The sequence below is a fragment of the Ruminococcus sp. RTP21484sp1_RTP21277st1_D2_RTP21277_210401 genome, from assembly GCF_040924225.1.
GTDB lineage: Bacteria > Bacillota > Clostridia > Lachnospirales > Lachnospiraceae > Blautia_A > Blautia_A faecis.
The window spans coordinates 174,309-197,127 of sequence record NZ_JBCOMJ010000002.1; the positions used below are offsets into that span (position 1 = coordinate 174,309).

Here is a 22,819-nt window from a genome sequence, read left to right on the forward strand (position 1 = left end):
CGCAACATGCATAAATAGATTTTCCTACAATGGAGTTTCCTGCAAAACGCCCAATAATGCCACTCCCAGTCTTTTAGCTGCGTTCTCCACTTCCTTTGTCTGCTCCATAGTAATCTGCTCCAAATGAAAACCGCCTGTGCATACCACTGTTTTTCCGCATGTCCTGCATACATCTTCAGCCAACATACGGCATATTCTCTCGTCTTTATGCCCGGTAAGATTCACCACAGAGGACGTGACACTTCTCTCCCCATTTCCTGAAAGAGAAGGTCTTGGCACTGCCATAACCGTACAGCCAATATGAGGTTTATCGCCGCCTTGTATGTATAACAAAATGTCTTCTCCGATTTTTGCAGCCCCGGCTTCTATATCAAAATCTGGTGTGCTGATTTTTTTTACGACAGTCCATTCCATCGTTTGTACTCCTTTGCTTCTATTCCAAATGGTTCCAGAAGCTTCGCGGCAATGTGATATACCATTTCATCTATGTTCTCTGGCTTCTGGTAAAAGGTCAACATCGGCGGGATTATGTGGACACCCGGAATCATGGATAATTCATAAAGATTCCGCAAATGTATCGCACTCATGGGCGTTTCCCTTGCAGCAAGAACCAGAGGGCGTTGTTCCTTCATGGTTACGTCTGCTGCCCTCAGAAGAAGGTTGTCTGCATATCCGCTGCGAATTCCGGCTACTGTTTTCATAGAGCAGGGAACAACCAACATCCCACAGGTTTTAAAAGAGCCGCTTGCAGGCTCTGCTCCGATTTCTTCCGGGTTTAGGCAGTAATCTGCAAGCTTTTTAATTACTTCAACGGACAGACAACTTTCCTGCTTACAGGTCAGCTCACCACTTTTTGTCAAGATCAGCCAGGATTCATAATCTTCCTCTTCTTTTATCAGTTCCAGGCATTTTTGCAAAATCGGAATTCCGCTTGCACCTGTTGCACCTACAATCAATCTTTTTTTCTCTTTTGGAATCTTCTTAATCATTTTATTTTCTATTATTCTCATTTCCAATATTGTTTTTCGCCATTACAATTCTGATATTTTTTTATCAGGAATCTTTTCAATTGTTACTTATCATTATTATTTTCCCATTCTATAACCAACGCGAAGGATCCACTTCCATAAATTCAGCCCGCGTAAACCTGCCTTTTTCCCTATACGGTACTGTACAGTCAAAAATAGTTTTGCATGCAATTCCATGGTCTTTTATACCTGGTGAACAGGAGGGAGCATTGGATGGATCCAGTGGATGACATCTGACACCCGGAATGGTAATAATATCTGCATCCCCCTGGAATCTGGTATTCATTGCCCACAGCACATCATTCATATCAAAGCAGTCCACATCTTCATCTACAAGAAACACATGTTTCAGCTCACTAAATGCAGAAAATGCCAGCAGAGCAGCCTGCCGCTGCCTCCCCTCGTCACTTGCAGACAACTTTTTGAATTGGAGCACAGCCATATATTTTCCACCACCAGCTGAACAACAGTATACATTTTGAAGTCTTCCTGGCATTGCCTTTTCCACCATTCCATAAATGCTTGCCTCTGTAGGGATTCCTGCCATTGACACATGCTCCTCACTTGGGCCAATACAGGTTTGCATGATAGGATTCTTCCGATGTGTTACTGCCTTTACCTTGATCAGCCAGCATTCTTCACTTGCCGGTCCGGTATACCCGGGAAATTCCGGCATGGCATATCCGGTATGACTGTTCTGATCCTCTTTGACCCGCACATGAGGAATCACTTCTCCTTCAATCACATATTCCGCATTTGCAATTGCCATTTCTTTTATGAAAACGCATTTGCAAAGCTGTACCGGTTCTTTGCGGATTGCCCCGGCTGCCGAAAGTTCATCATAGCCTAGCGGTGTTGTAGGCGGTTCAAAACAGGAACCGATTTCTATAGCCGGATCCACACCAATACTGATAGAAATAGGTAAAGTCTGATTCAGTTCTTCTGCCCGTTCTGCCATTGCCCCAATATGTCTCGCACCTGGGGTAAAGAATATAGACAATTCATCTTTTCCCTGTATGCAAAGCCGATGAATCGTCACATCATGAACGCCTGTATCCGGATGGGTTGCATAACACATTCCCAGGGTAATGTAAGGTCCCGCATCCACAGGAGTATTAGTCGGAGCCGGAATCAGTTTATACAGGTCAAAATCCGGTTCATCTGCCTTATGAATCACTTCCTGGCAAGGAGCTGGCGTGAAGATTTCCACTGGCGGTATGGGTTCTGCCACACTTTGATACAGCATTTTTCCAAGATTTTCCGGTTCACAGCCAAGCAATACCGCTACTCTTTTTCTACTTGCAAGAAGGCCGATTGCCACTTTCGCCTTGGGATGATCTTTTATATTGTTAAAAATCATTGCGGGACCTTCTTTTGTAGGCCGTTTCACAGTCCCGCCAGCTCCCACATAACGGTAAACTCCAGCCAGCTCTGCCTTTGGATTCACTTCCACGTCTGTTTCTACCAGCTGTCCTGGTATTTCTTTTAGTAATTTTAATGCACTTCTTAAATCCCTAACCTGATTTTCCATGTGTTCTCCCTCTTTGTATAACATTTTATCTTGCTGCCTACTACAATTCATTTTTAATGCAATACTTCAGCAAGTGAGTTCTATTCCTGTATTACTATTTATTACGCAAGCTGTAACAATACCATTCCAGATATGAACATTTTATAATTCATTCTCTGGATATTCAATTCTGTTTATGGTACAATTGTTTCCAGATTGGAAACAAAAGGAGGCATCTCATGACATTTGAACAATTGGAATGTTTTATTTATGCCGTGCAGGAAAATACATTTTTTGATGCAGCAGAAGCACTTCATATCACACAGTCTTCTCTTTCCAAGCAGATAAAAAAAATGGAGCAGGAACTGGGTATCCAGCTTTTTGACAGAAGCAAGCGCTCCGCGGTTCTCACGCAGGCAGGCGAATTTTTTTATCCTGAGGCCCAAAAGCTTTCCCTTCAATATCAGCAGACCATTGCAAAAATGAAAGAATTTAATACCAGATTTTCTTCTTCCCTTTGCGTAGGAACTCTCCCGGTTCTTTCCCAGTATGGTCTCACACACTTTTTCCATCAGTTTGCCACTTTGCATCCTGAGATTTCCTTATCTCTATTTGAGGTGGAAGAGCCTGAGCTTATGGCTGGCTTTGAAAAGGGGCGTTTCGACTGTATCATCGCCAGGGAATCCATGATCACGGATCCTGACTGCATCTTTATCCCAATGGCTTCTGATACACTTTCCGTCATACTTCCCCTTTCCCATCCATTGGCACATAGGGACGAAATCTCTATTCATGAGATTTCCAGGGAAAGCTTTATTCTCATGCATCCCTACACTTCCATTCATCAACTGTGTCTCCAGCTTTTTGACGAAGCAGGTATATGCCCACACATTCTTCGCACAGTACGCCTGGAGTCTATTATCAGCGCCGTTGAGGCTGGAGAAGGCATCAGCCTTTTTGCGCAAAAAAATTTTGACCTGTTTCAGCACACCAATATTGTTTCTGTTCCGTTGAGGGAAGCACCATCTCTGATAACCGGTGCTGTTTTTCATAGTTCCAAAAGTAATGCTTCAAAAAGTGCCATTCCTTCAAACACTGACCATTTACAACCAATAGAAATATTGCGTCTTTCCTGCTCTTCTTATATAATATGAGAAGAATTGACAAACAAGTGAAATACCAAATGGATTTTGAACAGTTAAATTTTGAAATAAAAAGAAAGGATTTACTATGACTGAAGAAGAAAAGAAAGTACCCTGGCTGGACACTCCTGACCCCCAGCGTTTTATTAATAATGCAGCGAAGTTCAGCGATCTGATGATGATGTACCGATGCGCTATCCGCGAAGTACAAACCAAGCTGGAAGTTCTTGATGATGAATTTTCAGTGGAATATAAGAGGAATCCTATTTCCTTTATTAAGACAAGAATTAAGAAACCAGAGAGTATTTACCGCAAGCTGCAGAAGCTGGGGTATGATTTTACAGCAGAAAATATTCAGGAACAGCTGAACGACGTCGCCGGAGTGCGAATCGTCTGTGCTTTTATAGACGATATTTATACGGTTGCTGATCTGATTGCCGGTCAGGATGATATTAAAGTTATTAAAATCAAGGATTATATCAAAAAACCAAAGCCAAATGGTTATCGTAGTTATCATATGATCATTGAAATCCCGGTATTCTTCTCCAAAGGGAAAACACCTATGCGGGTAGAACTTCAGATCCGTACAAATGGTATGGATTTCTGGGCTACGCTGGAACATCAGCTGCGCTATAAAAAAGGTATTGAGGAACTGCCTGGATACGAAGATATCAGTGAGGAACTGTATCGCTCTGCACAGGCAGTAATCGAAATGGATAATGAAATGCAGCAGATTAAGAATAAGATTGGAATGTTTCATGATATTTGAGACAGGCTCAATCTACATAATTTTACGGCAGACAAAATTAATTGTCTGCCGCTATTTTTTAGAAATATAACTTTTTTCTCTGATAAGATTTCTTTTATTTCAGCCACACGAATACGCAAAACAAAATAAATATAAATGCCGCACCGCCAAAGATCAGCCCCACAGTCAGCGACGCCTTCAACGAAAGCCAGATGATTCCTCTTCTTTCTTCCTTCGTCATCGGCGGATTCTGAAAAGCGCTCAGATCATCCGGTACTTCATTTTCCATTCCCGGTTCCGGTACTTTTACATCAAATTCTTTTCTGCTCTTAGATGGATCGCCAGGAAATATCTGCCATGGTCTTCTGGAATTCCAGGGCATACCATCCACATCCATATTGGCTACTGTGTAATCGGGCAATTCTTCTTTTTTTCTTTTTCCCATGTAGAACCTCCTGTTTTGCTATTTAATGTGTTGGTCGTTATCCCAGACGCGATTTTACAATGTATATTCACCGCCGCGCGTCGCAACGTTCCGGCAAGCTAATGACTAACTACGACTAAGACGCTCAGGAAAGCCTTCGCGCCTAAGTCTCCGTAAGTCATGGATCTCGCCTCCACTAAAACCGCTCCTAAAATGCGCGGCTTGCGAATATACATTGCAAAATCGCTGGTTACTGGAAAGGGAAGAAAGAAACAGTAACGACAACAACGCGGGTGGGGTGAAGTAGTTGGTATCCCGCAACTTTATTGTTTTTTTTAATCTATCGTTGTCAAAAAAGTATCGGGAAACCAATCACTCCCCCTCCCCCCTGTCGAAAGTTCCTATGCACAAATAAGTCCCAGACAGTACACAGTATTCGGGCAATGGTGATTGCTCTAGCGAGCCATTTCAGGCGCGGTTTTAGCGTAGGCGAAATCCACTGCTTACGGAGACTTAATCGTGAAGGCTCTCCTGAACGATTTAGTCGCAGTTAGCAGTTAGTTCGCTGGAGCGTTGCGCCGGCGAGTGAGCAATCACCATTGTCCGAATGCGTCCGCCTTGAACAACTTTCAACACACTAAATAGCAACAGACCAGGTAATCCCTGGCCTGCTTTATTCTTAGTCATACAGATGGCAGCGCACCTTATGCCCATTTCCCATATCTTTTACCTCAGGCACCTGATTCTTACAAATCTCCATGCACTTCCGGCATCTGGTATGGAACTTACATCCCTTAGGCGGATTCGCCGGGGATGGAATATTTCCCTCCAGAATGATACGGTTTCTCTTCAGATCCGGATCCGGCATTGGAATTGCAGAGAACAGAGCCTCTGTGTACGGATGAAGAGGATTTGCAAAAATATCTGATGTGGTACCAGTCTCCACAAGACCTCCCAGATACATAACACCGATGGTATCGGAAATATGCTCTACAACGGAAAGATCATGAGAAATGAACAGGTAAGTCAGATTTCTCTTCTCCTGAAGTTCCTTTAACAGGTTGATGATCTGTGCCTGTACGGAAACATCAAGCGCGGAAACCGGCTCGTCACACACAACGAACTCCGGATTCAATGCAAGTGCTCTCGCAATACAGATACGCTGTCTCTGTCCACCAGAGAACTCATGAGGATAACGGTCTTTATGATAAGACTGAAGTCCACAGTCATCCATGATCTTGGTCACATAATCTGCATATTCAGACTTGGGAACCAGGTTATGCTCTCTTACTGCTTCCCCGATGATTTCTCCGACTGGCAGTCTTGGAGAAAGGGAAGAATATGGATCCTGGAAAATGATCTGCATCTTGGTACGCATATCGCGCATTTCTCTATTGGAAAGACCGTAAACATCTTTTCCGTTGAAGAGAACCTGTCCGTCTGTTTTCTCAATCAGCCTTAAGATGGTTCTTCCTGTGGTAGATTTACCACATCCGGACTCTCCAACAAGTCCCATTGTGGTTCCTCTCTTTAATGTGAAAGAAACGTCATCAACTGCTTTTACAGCTCCAACCTGCTTACCGAACATTCCACCCTTGATCGGGAAATATTTCTTAAGATGGGATACCTCCAGAATGTTATCGGACTGCTGATTCTTTGTATTTTCTGCTGTCTTATTCTCACTCATGAGTTTTGCCCCCTTCCCCCGGATGAACATTTGCCAGCCATCCGGCTTCCGGACGGTCTGCATAACGGTAACAGCTTACTTCATGTGTAGGACTTAATTTGATCACGCCTGGATAGCTTCCCTGACACTTGTCACAGCTAAGTTCACAACGGTCACGGAAATAACAGTAATCCGGCATATCAATAGGGTTCGGAACCTTACCTGGAATACTGTAAAGCTTGTCAACCTTCTTGCCTACAACCGGTTTGGAGCGCATAAGTCCAATGGTGTATGGATGAGACGGGTTCTTGAAGATCTCGCTTGCAGTACCCTTCTCAACTACACGGCCAGCATACATAACAACTACATAATCTGCCATCTCTGCAATAACACCCAGGTCATGAGTGATCAGCATAATGGAAGAATTGATCTTATCCTTCAGGTTACGCATCAGATCCAGGATCTGCGCCTGAATTGTAACGTCAAGAGCTGTGGTAGGCTCATCAGCAATGATCAGTCTTGGATTACAAGCAAGACCGATTGCGATACATACACGCTGACGCATACCACCGGAAAGCTCATGAGGATACATCTTATAAACGCCCTCACTGTTGGCAATTCCAACCAGCTTCAGCATTTCGATGGTTCTGGCCTTTACCTGCTCTTTGCTCATATCCGGATTGTGAAGCTTGGTGATCTCATCAACCTGCTCTCCAATGCGGAATACCGGATTCAGTGCAGTCATAGGCTCCTGGAAAATCATGGAAAGCTCATTTCCGCGAAGCTTCTGCATTTCACTTGTAGGAGTATTTACAATATTGTAAACCTTGTCGCCAGTATTAAAACGGATTTCTCCTTCTACGGTCTGTCCCTGAGGACGCTGTACCAGCTGCATAAGGGAAAGACTTGTTACAGACTTTCCACAACCGGACTCTCCAACAACACCAACTGTTTTTCCCTGAGGAATTTCAAAGCTTACACCATCAACGGCTTTAACAGTTCCGATATCTGTAAAGAAATAAGTATGAACATTGTCAAACTCAACTACGTTTTCCGGGTTCTTCATGGTAGTGATATACTCTGACTCCGGAATATTCTTTCTGTTTCTCTTCTTCTCTATCTCATTGGTGATCTTTCGATTCTCTTTGGAGATCCTTTTGGTTTCCTTAGCTGAGATATAGTTTGCGTTTTTCTTACCAAATAATGCCATATTCGCACCTACCGTTTCATTTTCGGGTCAAATGCATCACGAAGACCATCACCCACAAAGTTAAATCCAAGAACGGTCAGCAGGATTAAGAATCCGGCCGGGATCCATACGAACCAGAAGTTGGTCAATACGTATACATCATTTACCGCATTTACAATATTACCCCAGGAAGCGTATGGGAATTTAACACCGATTCCAAGGAAGCTAAGAGTTGCTTCCATCAGGATAACATCACCAAGTCCCATTGTTGCAATAACGATCAGCTGTGGAATAACGTTCGGAATCAGGTGACGGAAAATACGTCTTGAAATACGAACACCGGTAGCTTCTGTAGCAACCATAAATTCCTGCTCACGAAGAGACAGGATCTGACCTCGAACCATACGGGCAATTCCCGGCCATCCTACGATACCAAGAATTGCACAAAGTGCATAAATTCGGATTCGCGGGTCAATTTTGTAATAATCCATAACAGAACCGATGATAATGTACAGCGGCATTGCCGGAATACAGATTACAACATCAACCACACGCATGAGAATGGTATCTACCCATCCTCCAAAATAACCGGACACACCACCGATCAGAATACCAATAATACCTTCAATAATGATAACAACGAAACCGATCATCAGGGAAATACGTCCGCCATACATCAGTCTGGTCAGCATGTCCATACCGTTTCCGTCTGTTCCTAACCAGTGCTTTTTGCTTGGTCCGGAATAAGTATCATTTACAGTAGTTGCTTTCTGGCTTCTTACAACATACTGTGTATTCTTGGTCTGAAGCTGATAGGTTTCTTCTTCGCCAGCCTCATTAACAGCTGTAAATGTAGAAGCTTTGTCAGCAATTGCCTGTTCTACTGCTTCTTTAAAGGAAAGAGAAAGGAACACACCTTTTGCCTGAGGAGATACCAGAAGATTGGAAACAGTAGCATAAACTTCGCCATCCTTTACAACCTCTGTGGATGTCTCTTTCTCTGTTGTAGTCAGCTCATAGGTTGCGCCATCGTATTCAAAAGAAGCATCTCCTGCTTCAATTGCATCAAGTGCTGCCTGCTGGAAATCAAATCCCATCTCTGCATCATTCGTTGCTGCGCTGAATACTTTCTTGGTTGCAAATGCAACTTCGCCGGAAATTGTGATCTGATTCTCACGTCCGGCCTTCTCAATTGTATAGGTAGTTCCATCTACTTCAAAGGTATTGGCATCATTTGCCACAGCCTCTTCATAGCCTTCTTTGATTTCATCTGTTATTTCTGTATTTCCAACCTGTTTATAAGTAGATTTTCCTTTCAGTGTAAGAACGGTTGCTACTGATTCTGAAGAATAAATTGCCCAGTAATCTTCACCTTTTTGTTCCAATCCGTAGGTTACATCATTTGCTTCAAAGGAATCATTTCCCTTGTTTGTAGCAAGGATAAATTTCTGCTGTCCCTGCGCAGGAAATTCTGCACCATTTGCTGTTGTAAAAATATAAGATTTATTATAGGTAGCTCCCGCATAGTCTTTCCATACATGATCTGTTTTACGGAATACCTGGCTTTCATTGTAAGGGCTTACCATACCACCTATAAATGAAAACAAAAACATCGCTACCAGAATTACAAGTCCTGCCACAGCCAGTTTATTGCGGAAGAAACGCTTTGCAACAAGCATTCCTGGTGAAAGGACTTTTACACGCTGTTCATCATCCAGTGCCTTGGAGGTACTGACATGATCGTCTTTTTTCTTTGTTGGATCTGTACTCATGTTTTTCCTCCTAATTTACTCGTACCCTTGGATCTGCCACAGCGTACAGGATATCTGCGATCAGATTGCCGGTTAATGTCAGAAATGCCAGAAATACCATATAGAACATGGTAAACGGAATATCTCCCTGAGTTAATGCCTGGTAGGAGGTATATCCAATTCCCGGAATCTGGAACAAAGTCTCTGTGATCATCGCTCCACCGAACAGGTTCGGAAGTGTACTTCCAAGGATGGTGATGATCGGAATCAGAGTATTGCGGAATGCATGATGAGAAACTACCTTTTTCTCCGGAACACCTTTCGCTCTGGCAGTACGGATATAATCTGCATTCAGAACCTCCAGCATATTGGTTCTGGTATAACGCATAAGGGAACCAACACTTACGATAGTCAGCGTAATAACCGGAAGGATCATATGCTGTGCCATATCCAGTACCTTACCTACACTTCCATAGGACTCATGCATACGGCTTACGATACCATACAGGTCAACCCATTTCAGATTAATAGAGAAAATCCATTTCAAAATGGTAGCAAAGAAAAAGGACGGCAGCGAAATACCGATCAATGCAAAAACGGTAACTGCATAATCAATCCTGCTGTACTGCTTCGTTGCCGATATAATACCCAAAGGTATGGCAATGATAATTTCCAACAGGAAGGAGGCCAGTGCCAGAGCAAAAGAATACCAGATGACACTGGCAAATTTCTGTTTTACTGGCTGATGGAAAATCCAGGATTCTCCGAATTCACCATGAACAGCTTTTCCAAGCCAGATGAAATAACCTTCCAGGACCGGCTTATCCAGTCCATAAGCGGCATTTAACTCAGCAACCAGCTCATCATAGGGCTTCGCGCCCTGTTTCATTGACATATCACGGGCTCTTCCCTCTACATAAGAAGTCGGAAGGGCTCTCTCAATTGAATAAATGATCATGGAAACGAAGAACAGGATCATCGCTCCAAGAAGTACACGACGTACAATAAATTTTTTCATTATATAAATTATCCTTTCAGTATCGGGCGGGAAGACTGACTTACCTTGTTCTTACTGGCAGTGTGTCCTGCCGGTTCTGTCCGTTTTACCGGGCCGGGTTCCAGAGCATGTTTGAAAAAGGCTTTCTGCAAGATGTGCGTCACAATTTGTGGGAGATTGCGGGAATGCTTTTTCAGACACGCTCTAGCCCAAGGCATACTGCCAGTAAGGCAGTGGGTCCACTGGTTATGGTGGACCCACTGCGCTAACAAGTCATTCTTCTTTTATACCTTTAGTTCATTTCGATATTAATGATATCTCCATACCATGGATAGAATGTAGTAACATCTTTCGTAAAGGTATCTGCATTGATACGCTCAGGGCTGTAAATAACGCAGTTCTGTCTCTGATAGATCGGAATCTCTACTGCCCAGTCAAGAATAATGTCCAGACACTGTTTGTAAACAGATTTTCTGTATTCCTGATCAGCTGTGGAACGGGCATCAATAATATCCTGATCCAGTGTTTCATCATTGATGTGGTAGTAATTGCTCTTTACACTTGCGCTGTGGTAAACCTGATACATATCAGGATCCACTGTTGCCTGCCATGCAGCTGCCCACATTTCTGCGGTACCTGCATTTAAAGCATCCCACATAATGTTGGAGTCTGTAACATCATTGATCTCAAGTGTAAATCCGATGGACTCAAGAGCTGCCTTCGCATCTGTAAGGATTGCAAAGCTTGGGTGGTCTCCACTTCCGTCAGCGCCGATGATGATCTCATAAGTCATCTTAGCACCTTCCGGAGCTGCTGTTACCTTGCCATTCTCTACAGTGTATCCGGCTGCTTCGAAGAAGCCAAGAGCTGCCTGTGTTGCTGCTGCAAACTTCTCATCATCCGTCATATCATCTGTGTAAAGCGGATTTCCATCAACATCCACAGAGTAAGCTACCTGATAATCTGCATCAGATTTCTGAGGAGCTGCCCAGGATGTATTGGAGATCGGGTAGTTGATTACGGAAGCAGCATCTCCATAATAGGAATCGATTGCTACATCACGATATACAGCAAGTACAGTTGTAAGAGCTTTTCTTAAGTTCTTGGAAGCGTCAGATCCTGGCTCTCCACCAACATTGATTGTGTTTGCATTAAGACCGATGTATCCGTATCCGAGGTTGTCTGTTGCGTTAACGATAATCTTATCACCATTGAGCTCGTCGTTTCCGTTAATGCTCTTGATCTGGTCAAATGCAGATTTGCTTCCGGATGGGTCGGAAAGGTCGATTGTACCCTGCTCAACACCGGCAATCTTATCTGCGTCAGAAGTCTCACGCCACTGAAGGTACTTGGTCTTAGGAGCACCCTTGTAGTAGTTCTCGTTTGCTTCCATGTATACAGTCTTGTTCTCATATTTCACAAATTTGTACGGACCTGCGCCAAGTGGCTGGTTGGATTTATCACGTACAGCGGAGAGATCTCCTCTTGTGAAACCGAACTGGTTGTTATCATAGTCATAGAGAGAAGCATCTCCATAATAATGCATTGGCTCAACGATTACCCCAAGCTGATAGATTGTAGTTGCCTCGAAACCATCTGTGGTAACCTCAACTTCGTAATCACCAAGCTTCTTGATTCCCTCAATGTTCGCAACCTCTTCACCTTCACCTGCTGCAGTTTTCTGCTCTACCAGGTATTCGGAAGCGATTGTTGCTGCATCTTCATCGAAGTATGCTTCGTCGCCGTAGGCAGCTGCAAGTGCAAGATAGTCCTTGCCATACTGGTCTGCGATCTCATTAATGATCGTATCCTGATCTTTGCCATCTACAGAATAGTTCTCATCTGCTGCGTAAAGCATTCCAAAGAACTCATCTCCGTTTGTAACACCATAAGCATCTGCATAATCTTCCCATGCAGTCTGCGCCCACTCATACTCAGATGTAAGAAGCGGAACAATCAGCTCATCTTTCACTCTTGCAGCAACTTCATCCGGCATGTCTGCAAGTGTATTTGCAACATCCTCATCTGTGATGGAATCTGCTGCTGTGGAATTCAGACGGTAATTCTTCATACCTTTGATATTGGTGGAGTAGAATGTTGCATTTCCATCATAATCTGTATCAGAAAGTACATAATATGTGAAAATCAGGTCATCTGCGGTAAGAGGCTCACCGTCAGAAAATGTTACACCCTCACGAAGCTTGAAATTGTATACAGTCTCATCCTCGCCCTCTGTAACAGTTACGTCGGAAAGTCCTGTATAAGTATAATCCGTTCCGTTATACTCATGTGTCTCACCCTCGATACCATTGTAAATAATAGCACCTGTACGGTCACTTCCAAACAGATACTCACCTACATTCTCTGCGATCTGCTGATCCGGAACTGCCTCGTGGAATAATCCACTGAATTTCTCGGAGAAGTTAGTCTGTCCAATAACAAGTGGTGTATCAGAAGAACCTCCCTCAGCTTCTTCAGCAAAAACAGGTACGCTCACTGTTGATGCTGCCATGACACCTGTTAATAACAGGGCCATCAACTTCTTCTTGTTCATATCTTATCCTCCTTTTTTAAGATATTTTATTGTAACTATTCATCAGAGCCTGTTGGGGACTCTTGAGGCCAGCTACTACAGACAACCTGAAAATTTGTTGTCTTATACCTCTCTATTTTACCATGTTTTATTACATGTGCAATAGCTATATGGCGAAATATGTCTGGAATTTTGTCCATAATTGTCAAAAACTGAAAGATTTTCACTCAAAATTTGTAAATTTCGCTTTAATCCGCCAGTTTTGCGCAGTGCTAACACTTCCCAGTACTAAAATCAACACGGCAGCAGCCTCGAATAATAGTTCCCTTGTAAAAATAAGATTTTCGAAATCTTTTAACAAAAAAATCAGGTTTGCCACGCTTGTAAAAAGTCCCAGTACCGTGATGGCAATGCTGCATCTTACCGGACGTCGCACCCCTTTTTCATATTGGGCACAGGTCATATGCCCTATATGCTCTTCCGGGATTACCACCTGTGAGTGATCTGCTTTTCCCTCCTGCTGTCTGCAAAAAAGGAATAAGGAAGCACCTCCCATGATTCCATAGGAAACAGGGAAGACTACCACCATATAGGGAAGCAATATCCAGAAGATCCTGCTGCCTTCATTGTTCAGCATTAAACTGGCAAAATAAATCACAAGGGCGGCTGCCATAAGGCCTGTATTGTTAAGGGCATGTCTTTTCAGCTCCTTCACTGACAGGCTGCTGCCATACCATTTTCCGGTATATTCAAATTGTTTCCCTCTCTGACGGTAATCATTCCCATATTTTTTCACAATTCTGCCTCAACTTTCCTGTGAATTCCCAATCTCTTACCCGAAATTGCTTTTCCTCTCACAGTCTTTGTCTGATGACTCAACCCAGCTTCTTATCCAGTTCATCCACAATCTTCTGAATGCAGCCATCTGTAAATGGAACTGTAAGTCCCACCTGTTTCAGCATGGACGGATAGAAATCACTTGCAGAAAGCCGGCAGAGCTTCATATAATCAGCCCATGCAGCGTCATGATCTTTCTCCATGCGGATCTTAAACTGGAATGCACAAAGCTGTGCAAGTACATAATCAATATAGTAGAAAGGCATCTCAAAAATGTGATGCTGTCTCTGCCAGTAACCGCCTTCTTCCATAAACCTGCAGCCAGTGGAATCCATATATGGACGGTACTCCTGCTCCAGCTTGTTCCATGCATCACGTCGCTCCTTAGGTGTAAGCTCCGGATTGCCGTATACAATGTGCTGGAATTCATCCACCATTGTTCCATAAGGAATAAAGTCGATGGCATCCTCAAGGTGCATCTTGCGGTAATCATCGCCTCTTTCTCCGAAGAAAAGCTCGATCCATGGTTCCGCAAAGAATTCCATGGACATGGAATGGATTTCTGCTGTCTCCATGGTCAGATACCTGGAGTGATCGGTGATTGGATCCTTGCAGGATACATAACTCTGAAATGCATGTCCACACTCATGTGTGATTACATCCACGTCACCACTGGTTCCGTTAAAGTTTGCAAAAATAAACGGTACACCATAATCCGGAAGCTCCGTCATGTAACCACCGGTAGCCTTATTCTTACGTCCGAATACATCAAAAAGCTCATTCTCCATCATCATGTTGAAGAAATCCCTTGTCTCATCAGACATCTCCGTGTACATTTTGCGGCCGCTCTCAAGAATCTCCTCAGGAGTACCGATCGGCGCCGGATCTCCCTGTGGGAAATAAACACCCATATCATAATAACGAAGTGCGTCTACCCCAAGGCGTGCCTGACGGTTCTTGTGCATTCTGGAAGCTAACGGTACAAATACAGTCTTAATCTGCTCGCGAAGCTTCTGTACATCTTCCTTGGTATAAGAATTACGGTTCATGCGGAAGTAGCCCATATCAATGTAATTCTCAAAGCCCAGCATCTGTGCCTGTCTGGTACGGTTCTTCACCATCAGATCGTAGATTTCATCAAGCTCAGCCTGGTTCTCCTCAAAGAAGCCTGAAAAAGCATCCCATGCTTTCTTACGGGTATTCCGATCCTGGGAGCGCATATACTTACGCATAAGGGAAAGGTTCAGTTCTTCTCCTTCCCACATGATCTTGGCAGAAGCGATCAGCTTGCTGTAACGGGAAGCAAGGGTATTCTCCTCCTGCATCAGCGGAATCAGACTGTCATCGAAAGATTTCATCTCCAGTTCCATGGACTTAAATGCAACCGGTCCGATTTTCTCTTCCATATACTGACGATATGGAGTGGCAAAAAGTACTTTCTTATACTCATTTGTCACTGCGTTCAGTTCCGGGAGCTTCTCATCATAGTAGCTCTTCTCGCCGTCATAAAACTCATTTGTCACATCTCCATCCCTGCGGATATGGGCGATGGTGTAAAGAGTTCTCACGTGATCCATCAGCTTGTTAAACTCCTGATGAATCTCGAACTGCTCTTCTCCGCTCTTCGCAGAAGATGCGCGCTGGATAATCTCTTGTGCCTGTGCGATTACAGCTGGAAAATCCACACGAGTGTAAGGCATTTCTGAAAATTTCATCTCGTTCCTCCTTTATAGACACAAATGGGCGGACAAACTTCCTAAAGCTTATCTTCAGAATGCTGTCCATCCATTGTCGCGTATTATTTACTATATCATAATCACATCTAAATTAAAAGGCTTAAATTTATAAAAAATATTAATAAAAGAACATTATGACGTTAAAAGTGTGTTTTGCCAAATCTTCAGATTTTATTCAGCTACGCCTTCTTCTCCTTCTTCTACGATTTCCAGATCATCAAGCGTGTCATCTTCTTCGGATTCCTCTTCCTCATAATCTTCTGGTGTATATGGAGTTTCTGTCACGTTTGCCTTTTCCAGAAGAAGCTCTGTTACCTTGCTCTCATAAAGGGCATTTACAAGCGTTTCCCGTGTATAAAGAGTCTCAAAATCAGCAGGACTCTCGCCATAGTAGTCAGCATACTCATTCACATAATTCACGTATTCCTCTTCTGTTACCTCAATATTATTGGCTTCGGCATATGCACTGATGAAAAGACGGCGGTTTACAAGATTTTTGGCTTCTTCTGCAATATCATCCTCTGTAACCCCGAACATATCCAGCACATCATTTACATCTCCGTCTTCCTCTACAAACATGGAATAACCGGAGAGTGCCTCTTCCCTGCATGCCTCAAACAGGTCGTCCGGATATTCTCCCGTAAACTCTGTACGTGCCAGGCAGGCAGAAATCAGATCTTCTGCCTCATCATAAGTACTCTGTTCCTCATAGGACTGCTCCAGATATTCTTTTACAGAAGCCTCATATTCTTCCTTCGTGTCATACCCGGTATAATTCTTCACATAATCCTCATCATATTCCGGAGTATTGGAAGCTGTAACATCTGTTATCTCCACTGAAAAGTCAACGGTTTTTCCCTGCCAGTCTTCCTGCCAGGTGTCATCTCCGTATGTGATGCTAAAATCCAGTTTGTCTCCTGCAGAAACACCTGTCAGCTTCTGGTCAAATTCTGCACCAAATTCTTCCTGTCCCAAAGTGATAAAAGTCTCGTCAGGATCAGCAGCTTCCTCACCCTCCACAGTGGCAGTAAGATTCATATATACAATATTTCCGTCCTCGGAAGGTGCATTGGTAGACTGCTCATCGCTGGCATCTGCCAGTTCTTCCTGAATCTCATCCTGCACCATATCATCAGTGATCTCATAGGTGTACCTGGTAACCTCTACACCATCATAGTCTCCAAGAGTTACATAATCAGAAGCATTCTGAACCAGATATTCAGAAGGAGTAATGGGATCAAGCGCCACTTCTTCCTCTGCGTCATCGGCATCGATTACTTCATTATTCTCTACATCCTGGGAAAATTCAGGATCCAGTTCTTCTCCATCTTCATCCGGATCTGCAGCTGTCAGATCATCCTCTGCTGTGCTCTCCTGGGTAGTATTGTCCGTGTTTTTCTGCTGAGAAGCATTATCTCCACAGCCTGCAAGTACTGTCATAGCTGCCAGCGCAGCAAGAACATATCTTTTTTTCATATTTTTATTCCTTTCTGATAACTGTATAGCTAAGAGCCAGCTATCCTTTCTATATGTTTCGCATGTTATTTAATGATACCAGTGTCAAAAGGTCAAAAAGCCGTTCGTGCTTGCACGATAAGGCGTTTGAACTTGGGACACGCCAAATATGAGAAAGTAGCGATTTACGCAGTAAATCAGCGGATTTCGAATATTTGGAGGATTGCGGGAGCAGCGTAGCTGCGGAGCAATCCGGGGTATCAAATGAGTGGCAAAAGACCTTTTGACACTCATATCATTTAATAATAATATAACATTTTCGAAATATTTTGTAAACTTTCTTTTCCTATGGACACTTATTTTTCACAAATCGTATTGCCGTCTGAAGAATAAAAAATCCTCTGCATGCTGCACCATACAGCATAAGCAGAGGATTCTGAAATTTCAATATTCTATCAAACCAATCCCTGTTATCTTTCCTCTCGGAAGTAGGAAAGTCCCAGGCTTTCCGGAGGCTGATTCTCTTTTTTCTTTCGAAAGCTTACTACAACCAGTACGATAATGGTAACCACATAAGGAACCATCTGGATCAGGTCTGTGACATAGCTTGCAACCTTGATTCCAAGAATACTTGGAAGGAACTGATACAGCCAGTAGAGCATACCAAAAAGATACGCGCCCCAGATACAGTTCAGAGGTTTCCATGTGGTAAATATAACCAGTGCAACAGCCAGCCAGCCAAGAGCCTCGATCTGTCCCGTTGTCGCCCAGATGCCCTGATTATAATCCAGAACGTAATATAATCCGCCGATTCCGGAAAGACCGGCACCAATACAGGTTGCCAGATATTTATATTTGGTTACATTGATTCCGGCTGCGTCTGCAGTTCCCGGATTTTCACCTACAGCCCGAAGATTCAGACCTACTCTTGTTTTGTTCAGCACGTAATGCAGAACAACAGCAATGATGATTGCCGCATATACCAGAAAACCATAGGCAAAAACAGTTTTACTTACAATTCCCAGCTTACTGGACAGGAATGGAATCTTCTTTGAAAAAGAAGCGTATGCCAGCGGTGCTGCAGTGTAGCTTGCACCATTTAAAATAAATACACCAAAGAAATTAGCAACGCCCATACCGAATGTGGTAAGTGCAAGACCGGTTACATTCTGGTTTGCACGAAGGGTAATGGTAAGGAAGCTGAAAATCAGCCCTCCCAGCATGGAGGCTGCAATTGCTGCCACAAGCGCCAGGATCACACATATCCAACCCTTTGGATCTGCTGAATTTTTCTCGTAAAAATAGGAGCTGGCGAAGCCAGCAAAGCCGCCAAGATACATAATTCCCGGAACTCCCAGATTCAGGTTTCCGGATTTCTCAGTGGTGATCTCGCCCATGGAACCAAACATGATAATTGTTCCAAATGGAATTGCCCTGATGATCCACGCAATCAGATTACTCATTTAGTGCACCTCCTTTTTGGAACCACGGAAAATCATTTTATAGTTGATGAAGAATTCACTTCCAAGGATAAAGAACAGAATCACGCCTTCAATAATACTTGCTGCATAATCGTTCAGGCTGTATGCAGAAGCAATCTCTGCTGCACCTTTGGAAAGGAAGATCAGCAGGAAGGAGATCAGAGCCATATAAAACGTATTAAACTTTGCAAGCCATGCTACAATAATGGCGGTAAATCCGTTTCCACCTGCAGATGTGGTGGAAATGGTCTGGTCTCTTCCTGCTACGATCAGGAAACCAACCAGACCGCAGATAGCACCGGAAATGATCATGGTACGGATGGTTACCCATTTTACATTGATACCGGCATATCTTGCAGTGTTCTCAGATTCTCCGACAACGGTGATCTCATATCCCTGTTTGGAATATTTCAAATAGAAGAACATGACAAACATCAGGATCACAACAATCAGAATGTTAATATTATATCTCTGTCCCAAAAACTGCGGAAACCATCCAACCTGTGTAGACATGTTCAGTTTACCAAGGCTGGAGGCTTTTCCACGAAGAATATTAGTCATGCATGCCACAATGCTGGTTGCCACATAGTTCATCATCAGGGTAAACAGTGTTTCGTTTGTGTTCCAGTATGCCTTAAACACAGCCGGGATAAAGCCCCACAGACCGCCTGCGATCACGCTGGTAAGGAACATTACCAGGAAAAGCACCGGTGTAGGAAGGCTGGCTCCGCATTTTACCATAACCATGGCAGTGGCAAGACCACCCACCAATACCTGTCCCTCTGCACCAATGTTCCAGAAATGCATTTTAAACGCAGGGGCAAGAGCAATACCGATGCAGAGCAGGGTTACCAGATCTCGCATTGCCCAGGAAAAACGAATACTTGTCATAAAGGTACCGTTAAACATAACTACATATACGGATAACGGATTCAGTCCGGTTACGCTGTAAATGAAAATTGCATCTACAACCAGTGCCAGTAAAATGGCAGCTGCACGAACCCATACTTTGTAGCCGAAGCTGCTTTTGTCACGCTTTATAATTCGGACTAAGGGTTCTTTTGTTTTTAATTCACTCATTTATTTCCCCTCCTTCCGAAGATTTGTCATCAGCAGACCAACTTCTTCTTTTGTGGTGGTTCTGGCATCCAGGATACCATTCTCCCTGCCGCCGCAGAGAACCAGAATGCGGTCGCACAAGTCAATGAGCACATCCAGATCCTCACCTACATAAACAACTGCAACGCCCTCTTTTTTCTCCTCATTCAGAAGATTGTAGATCGTATAGGAGGTATTGATATCCAGACCACGTACTGCATAGGCAGTCATCAGGACTGTCGGTGCCTCTGCGATTTCACGGCCTACCAGAACCTTCTGTACATTACCGCCAGAAAGGCGGGATACAGGAGTATTTAAGCTTGGGGTAACTACCTCCAGCTCTTTTTTTACCTTTTCTGCCATTTTCTTCGGAGCACGCATATCGGTAATCGGAGATGGACCATTTCCATAACTCTTTAACAGCATATTTCCCGTCATACCCATGGAACCAACAAGTCCCATTCCAAGACGATCCTCTGGAACAAATGCAAGATGCACACCGGCATCCCGAATTTTCTTTGGTGTTTTGCCAACCAGCTGAAGGGGCTGGTCTTCTTTACCTTTTTCATAGAATTCAATGCTGCTGCCCTGGGCTGTAATCTGAAGTCCTGCAATGGCTTCCAGAAGCTCCTTTTGTCCATTTCCTGAAATTCCCGCTATACCAAGGACTTCTCCGCCGAAAACATCGAAGCTTACATCGTCCAGCACCTTGATTTCCTCACGGTTATAAACAGTCAGATGGGAAACTGAAAGGCGTTTCACAGGATTTACAGGCGCAGAGCGGGCAATATTCAGTTCTACCTTCTTGCCAACCATCATCTCTGTAAGGGAATTTTCTGTAGCTTCACTGGTCTCTACTGTGCCTATGTACTCCCCTTTTCGAAGGATTGCCACGCGGTCAGAAATCTCCAGAACTTCGTGAAGCTTGTGGGTAATGATAATAACGGATTTGTTATCTGCTTTCATGTTTCGGATTACTTCAAAAAGTCTTGCCGTTTCCTGAGGAGTCAGAACTGCCGTAGGCTCATCCAGAATCAGGATGTTTGCTCCTCTGTAGAGAACTTTTACAATTTCCAGAGTCTGTTTCTGAGATACACTCATCTCGTAAACCTTCTGATTCAGGTCCAGATCAAAGTGGTACCTGTCACAGATAGCCTGTGCTTTTTTACGAACCTCTTTCAGATCAAATTTCTGTTTTTTATCAAGACCAAGCGCAATATTCTCAGTGGCACTGAAGACGTCGATCAGTTTAAAGTGCTGGTGAATCATACCGATTCCCAGATCGTAGGCATCTTTCGGAGAGCGGATTTCCACTTTCCTGCCGTCTATCATGATCTCGCCGGAATCTGGAAAATAAATACCGGAGATCATATTCATAAGAGTGGTCTTGCCACTTCCATTTTCTCCCAGAAGGGAGAGAATCTCACCTTTTTTTACGTCAAGGTTGACATTTTTGTTGGCAACAACTTTTCCAAATGTTTTGGTAACATTTTTTAATTGAATGGCATATTCCAAAGTGTTGTGCCTCCCTTCCCGTTTTATAATCAAGGCAAAACAAGCTCTTCTGGTTTTTTGCCTATCTTTGAAGCGTTCGCCAAAATCCCACATCCGCGTGGATTTTAACTTTCCCGCTTACGAAACAAAAGGGAAGCCTTTTTACAGCTCCCCTTTTGGATTTCATGTAATTCGATAACTGTTCAGGTTTCTTCCCAGCTACCTGCTCCGCGATGCACAGAAATCATGCTTCGCAGGATTTCGCATTACTGCTTATTCAACAGCGTCTGCGTCCTCTGTGATTCCATCAATACGAAGTGTAAAGTATGGAGCGCTTCTGAATGTGGACTCTGCAAAGTGTCCATCCTCGATAGCCTCAACAGTCTCGCCCTGATATACAACAGTTGCAGGATCAGTTGTGTAATCCATGAAGGAAAGGTCAACCGGTGCAGAAGTAACTTCCTCGCCGCCTACAGTAAATGTAGAGGTATCAAACACCTGAAGAGAACCGTCTTTCAGTTTGCTCTCGATATCAGCAACATAGTCTGCTGTTCCTTCTGCACAGGACTCACCAAGTTCTGTGATTCCTACTGCATCGTCATTATATCCTGCGGACCAGTCCTGCTCAAGGTCACCACCGCCCATTACGGTTGCAATTGCATGTTTGTAGTATACTGCCCAGTTATTGGTAGCAGAGGTAAGTGCTGCTGTAGGAGCAGTCTCAAGCATATCAATATTGTAGCCTACAGAGTAGCAGATCTTGCCATCATCATGAAGCTTCTGTGTAGCTGCAGGAGCACCTGTAGAGTCTGCATGCTGTCCGATGATCACACAGCCGTTTGCAATAAGTGCCTCAGCTGCTGCACCCTCTTTGTCAATATCAAACCAGGAGTTTGTGTACTTAACTTCCATTACAACGTTCGGAACAACGCTCTTAATACCAAGGTAGAATGCGGTATAACCGGAAACAACCTCAGCATAGCTGAATGCTCCAACATAACCAACCTTTACATTGCCGTCTGCATCAAAGCTGTCTGGCTGTGTCTCTGTAGTAAGAGTACCATCCTCAAGAATCTCTTTCAGCTTCAGACCAGCTACAACACCGGATACATAGCGGGATTCATAGATGTTGGTGAATGCATTCTTGAAATTCTCGCATCCGCTGATTGCTGCAAAATCACCTGTCATGGAAACGAATGTTACATCCGGGTATTCCTGAGCAGCCTGTACCAGATAAGTCTGATGTCCATAGCTGTTACCGATTACCAGGGAGCATCCCTGTCCAACAAGGTCGATTGCTGCATCGTAGCAGCTGGAGTCTTCCGGAACTTTGTATTTCCAGATAATCTGGCTGTCGTCAAGGCCCAGCTCTTTAGCTGCTTCCTTAACACCGGCGATATGAGCTGCAGAATATCCTTCTGTCTCATCACCTACAAGAATAACTCCCATCTTGAAGTTCGGATCAGCTTCAACGCTGTCCTCGTCAGCGGCATAAACAACAGAAGCGAAGGCGGTCATTGTAAGCACCATCACTGCTGCAAGAAGAAGGCTGACTACTTTTTTACACATTTTTTTCATTTTACTTCCTCCTTGATATTTTTATTTGCCTGAGACTTTTCCCCTCTATGTAAGAAAAATCTTAAACGTTACAGTTATTTTATTTTTTTTCTAATTAAATGTCAACTATTTATATATAATTCAAAAAATATTTTTGAACAAATGATAATTTT

At 43.6% G+C, this 22,819-nt stretch carries 19 protein-coding genes; 2 read left to right on the top strand and 17 right to left on the bottom strand.

The features are described 5' to 3' along the window. Nucleotides 1-24 precede the first annotated feature (24 nt). From lpdD to AB5706_RS01985, 3 genes are all read right to left on the bottom strand, one after another. Nucleotides 25-414 carry a prenylated flavin chaperone LpdD gene (lpdD, locus tag AB5706_RS01975; protein ID WP_237925774.1) on the bottom strand — a complete coding sequence of 130 codons (390 nt, stop codon included), beginning with the start codon at nucleotides 412-414 and terminating at the stop codon, nucleotides 25-27. Further along, nucleotides 396-989 carry a UbiX family flavin prenyltransferase gene (locus AB5706_RS01980; RefSeq protein WP_195391743.1) on the bottom strand — a complete coding sequence of 198 codons (594 nt, stop codon included), beginning with the start codon at nucleotides 987-989 and terminating at the stop codon, nucleotides 396-398. The genes lpdD and AB5706_RS01980 overlap by 19 nt, the downstream gene beginning before the upstream one ends. 109 nt (nucleotides 990-1,098) lie before the next feature. Then, nucleotides 1,099-2,559, bottom strand: a complete 1,461-nt coding sequence (locus tag AB5706_RS01985; protein ID WP_195391742.1) for a UbiD family decarboxylase — start codon at nucleotides 2,557-2,559, stop codon at nucleotides 1,099-1,101. A gap of 218 nt (nucleotides 2,560-2,777) precedes the next feature. On the opposite strand from AB5706_RS01985, the gene AB5706_RS01990 reads away from it, so the two are divergent. Then, the gene (locus AB5706_RS01990; RefSeq protein ID WP_195391741.1) at nucleotides 2,778-3,692 is read left to right on the top strand and encodes a LysR family transcriptional regulator; all 915 of its coding nucleotides are present in this window, start codon (nucleotides 2,778-2,780) and stop codon (nucleotides 3,690-3,692) included. A 76-nt stretch (nucleotides 3,693-3,768) separates the two neighbouring features. Continuing rightward, on the top strand, nucleotides 3,769-4,449 hold the full coding sequence (locus tag AB5706_RS01995) for a GTP pyrophosphokinase (RefSeq protein WP_173773152.1): 681 nt from the start codon (nucleotides 3,769-3,771) through the stop codon (nucleotides 4,447-4,449). 94 nt (nucleotides 4,450-4,543) lie between these two features. Here the strand turns inward: AB5706_RS01995 and AB5706_RS02000 are convergent, their stop codons facing one another. The 14 genes from AB5706_RS02000 to AB5706_RS02065 all read right to left on the bottom strand — a co-directional run bounded on the left by AB5706_RS02000 (nucleotide 4,544) and on the right by AB5706_RS02065 (nucleotide 22,667). Further along, nucleotides 4,544-4,873, bottom strand: coding sequence for a hypothetical protein (locus AB5706_RS02000; RefSeq protein WP_173773153.1), 330 nt, complete (start codon nucleotides 4,871-4,873; stop codon nucleotides 4,544-4,546). Nucleotides 4,874-5,531: 658 nt separating this feature from the next. Next, nucleotides 5,532-6,539: an ABC transporter ATP-binding protein gene (locus AB5706_RS02005; protein WP_148461212.1), complete on the bottom strand. Its 1,008-nt coding sequence runs from the start codon at nucleotides 6,537-6,539 to the stop codon at nucleotides 5,532-5,534. Next, complete coding sequence (locus AB5706_RS02010) at nucleotides 6,532-7,584, bottom strand: ABC transporter ATP-binding protein (RefSeq protein ID WP_334285095.1); 1,053 nt, start codon at nucleotides 7,582-7,584, stop codon at nucleotides 6,532-6,534. The genes AB5706_RS02005 and AB5706_RS02010 overlap by 8 nt, the downstream gene beginning before the upstream one ends. Before the next feature lie 152 nt (nucleotides 7,585-7,736). Beyond that, a complete protein-coding gene (locus tag AB5706_RS02015; RefSeq protein WP_226815132.1) occupies nucleotides 7,737-9,479 on the bottom strand; it encodes an ABC transporter permease in 1,743 nt (580 codons plus the stop codon). Nucleotides 9,480-9,489: 10 nt separating this feature from the next. Further along, nucleotides 9,490-10,476: an ABC transporter permease gene (locus AB5706_RS02020; RefSeq protein WP_118579276.1), complete on the bottom strand. Its 987-nt coding sequence runs from the start codon at nucleotides 10,474-10,476 to the stop codon at nucleotides 9,490-9,492. A gap of 51 nt (nucleotides 10,477-10,527) precedes the next feature. Then, the gene (locus AB5706_RS02025) at nucleotides 10,528-10,656 is read right to left on the bottom strand and encodes a DUF6783 domain-containing protein (protein ID WP_368072609.1); all 129 of its coding nucleotides are present in this window, start codon (nucleotides 10,654-10,656) and stop codon (nucleotides 10,528-10,530) included. A 91-nt stretch (nucleotides 10,657-10,747) separates the two neighbouring features. After that, the gene (locus AB5706_RS02030) at nucleotides 10,748-13,009 is read right to left on the bottom strand and encodes an ABC transporter substrate-binding protein (protein ID WP_173734887.1); all 2,262 of its coding nucleotides are present in this window, start codon (nucleotides 13,007-13,009) and stop codon (nucleotides 10,748-10,750) included. Nucleotides 13,010-13,211: 202 nt separating this feature from the next. Further along, entirely contained in the window at nucleotides 13,212-13,784 is a 573-nt protein-coding gene (locus AB5706_RS02035) for a hypothetical protein (protein WP_173734886.1), read from the bottom strand. Between the two features lie 79 nt (nucleotides 13,785-13,863). Beyond that, nucleotides 13,864-15,540, bottom strand: coding sequence for a M3 family oligoendopeptidase (locus AB5706_RS02040; protein WP_173734885.1), 1,677 nt, complete (start codon nucleotides 15,538-15,540; stop codon nucleotides 13,864-13,866). Nucleotides 15,541-15,732: 192 nt separating this feature from the next. After that, nucleotides 15,733-17,037 (bottom strand): trigger factor, encoded by a 1,305-nt coding sequence (locus AB5706_RS02045; protein ID WP_368365695.1) that lies wholly within the window; start codon nucleotides 17,035-17,037, stop codon nucleotides 15,733-15,735. Between the two features lie 449 nt (nucleotides 17,038-17,486). Continuing rightward, the gene (locus AB5706_RS02050) at nucleotides 17,487-18,479 is read right to left on the bottom strand and encodes an ABC transporter permease (RefSeq protein WP_148461206.1); all 993 of its coding nucleotides are present in this window, start codon (nucleotides 18,477-18,479) and stop codon (nucleotides 17,487-17,489) included. Further along, nucleotides 18,480-19,577 (bottom strand): ABC transporter permease, encoded by a 1,098-nt coding sequence (locus tag AB5706_RS02055; protein ID WP_173734883.1) that lies wholly within the window; start codon nucleotides 19,575-19,577, stop codon nucleotides 18,480-18,482. It abuts the gene before it with no gap. Beyond that, on the bottom strand, nucleotides 19,578-21,110 hold the full coding sequence (locus AB5706_RS02060) for an ABC transporter ATP-binding protein (protein ID WP_368365697.1): 1,533 nt from the start codon (nucleotides 21,108-21,110) through the stop codon (nucleotides 19,578-19,580). A gap of 252 nt (nucleotides 21,111-21,362) precedes the next feature. Continuing rightward, complete coding sequence (locus tag AB5706_RS02065; RefSeq protein WP_173769565.1) at nucleotides 21,363-22,667, bottom strand: BMP family ABC transporter substrate-binding protein; 1,305 nt, start codon at nucleotides 22,665-22,667, stop codon at nucleotides 21,363-21,365. Nucleotides 22,668-22,819 lie beyond the last annotated feature (152 nt).

Coding starts and splice junctions, on each gene's coding strand:
- lpdD (WP_237925774.1), bottom strand. CDS start 414: ATGGAATGGACTGTCGTAAAAAAAATCAGCACACCAGATTTTGATATA.
- AB5706_RS01980 (WP_195391743.1), bottom strand. CDS start 989: ATGATTAAGAAGATTCCAAAAGAGAAAAAAAGATTGATTGTAGGTGCA.
- AB5706_RS01985 (WP_195391742.1), bottom strand. CDS start 2,559: ATGGAAAATCAGGTTAGGGATTTAAGAAGTGCATTAAAATTACTAAAA.
- AB5706_RS01990 (WP_195391741.1), top strand. CDS start 2,778: ATGACATTTGAACAATTGGAATGTTTTATTTATGCCGTGCAGGAAAAT.
- AB5706_RS01995 (WP_173773152.1), top strand. CDS start 3,769: ATGACTGAAGAAGAAAAGAAAGTACCCTGGCTGGACACTCCTGACCCC.
- AB5706_RS02000 (WP_173773153.1), bottom strand. CDS start 4,873: ATGGGAAAAAGAAAAAAAGAAGAATTGCCCGATTACACAGTAGCCAAT.
- AB5706_RS02005 (WP_148461212.1), bottom strand. CDS start 6,539: ATGAGTGAGAATAAGACAGCAGAAAATACAAAGAATCAGCAGTCCGAT.
- AB5706_RS02010 (WP_334285095.1), bottom strand. CDS start 7,584: ATGAAGAACCCGGAAAACGTAGTTGAGTTTGACAATGTTCATACTTAT.
- AB5706_RS02015 (WP_226815132.1), bottom strand. CDS start 9,479: ATGAGTACAGATCCAACAAAGAAAAAAGACGATCATGTCAGTACCTCC.
- AB5706_RS02020 (WP_118579276.1), bottom strand. CDS start 10,476: ATGAAAAAATTTATTGTACGTCGTGTACTTCTTGGAGCGATGATCCTG.
- AB5706_RS02030 (WP_173734887.1), bottom strand. CDS start 13,009: ATGAACAAGAAGAAGTTGATGGCCCTGTTATTAACAGGTGTCATGGCA.
- AB5706_RS02040 (WP_173734885.1), bottom strand. CDS start 15,540: ATGAAATTTTCAGAAATGCCTTACACTCGTGTGGATTTTCCAGCTGTA.
- AB5706_RS02045 (WP_368365695.1), bottom strand. CDS start 17,037: ATGAAAAAAAGATATGTTCTTGCTGCGCTGGCAGCTATGACAGTACTT.
- AB5706_RS02050 (WP_148461206.1), bottom strand. CDS start 18,479: ATGAGTAATCTGATTGCGTGGATCATCAGGGCAATTCCATTTGGAACA.
- AB5706_RS02055 (WP_173734883.1), bottom strand. CDS start 19,577: ATGAGTGAATTAAAAACAAAAGAACCCTTAGTCCGAATTATAAAGCGT.
- AB5706_RS02065 (WP_173769565.1), bottom strand. CDS start 22,667: ATGAAAAAAATGTGTAAAAAAGTAGTCAGCCTTCTTCTTGCAGCAGTG.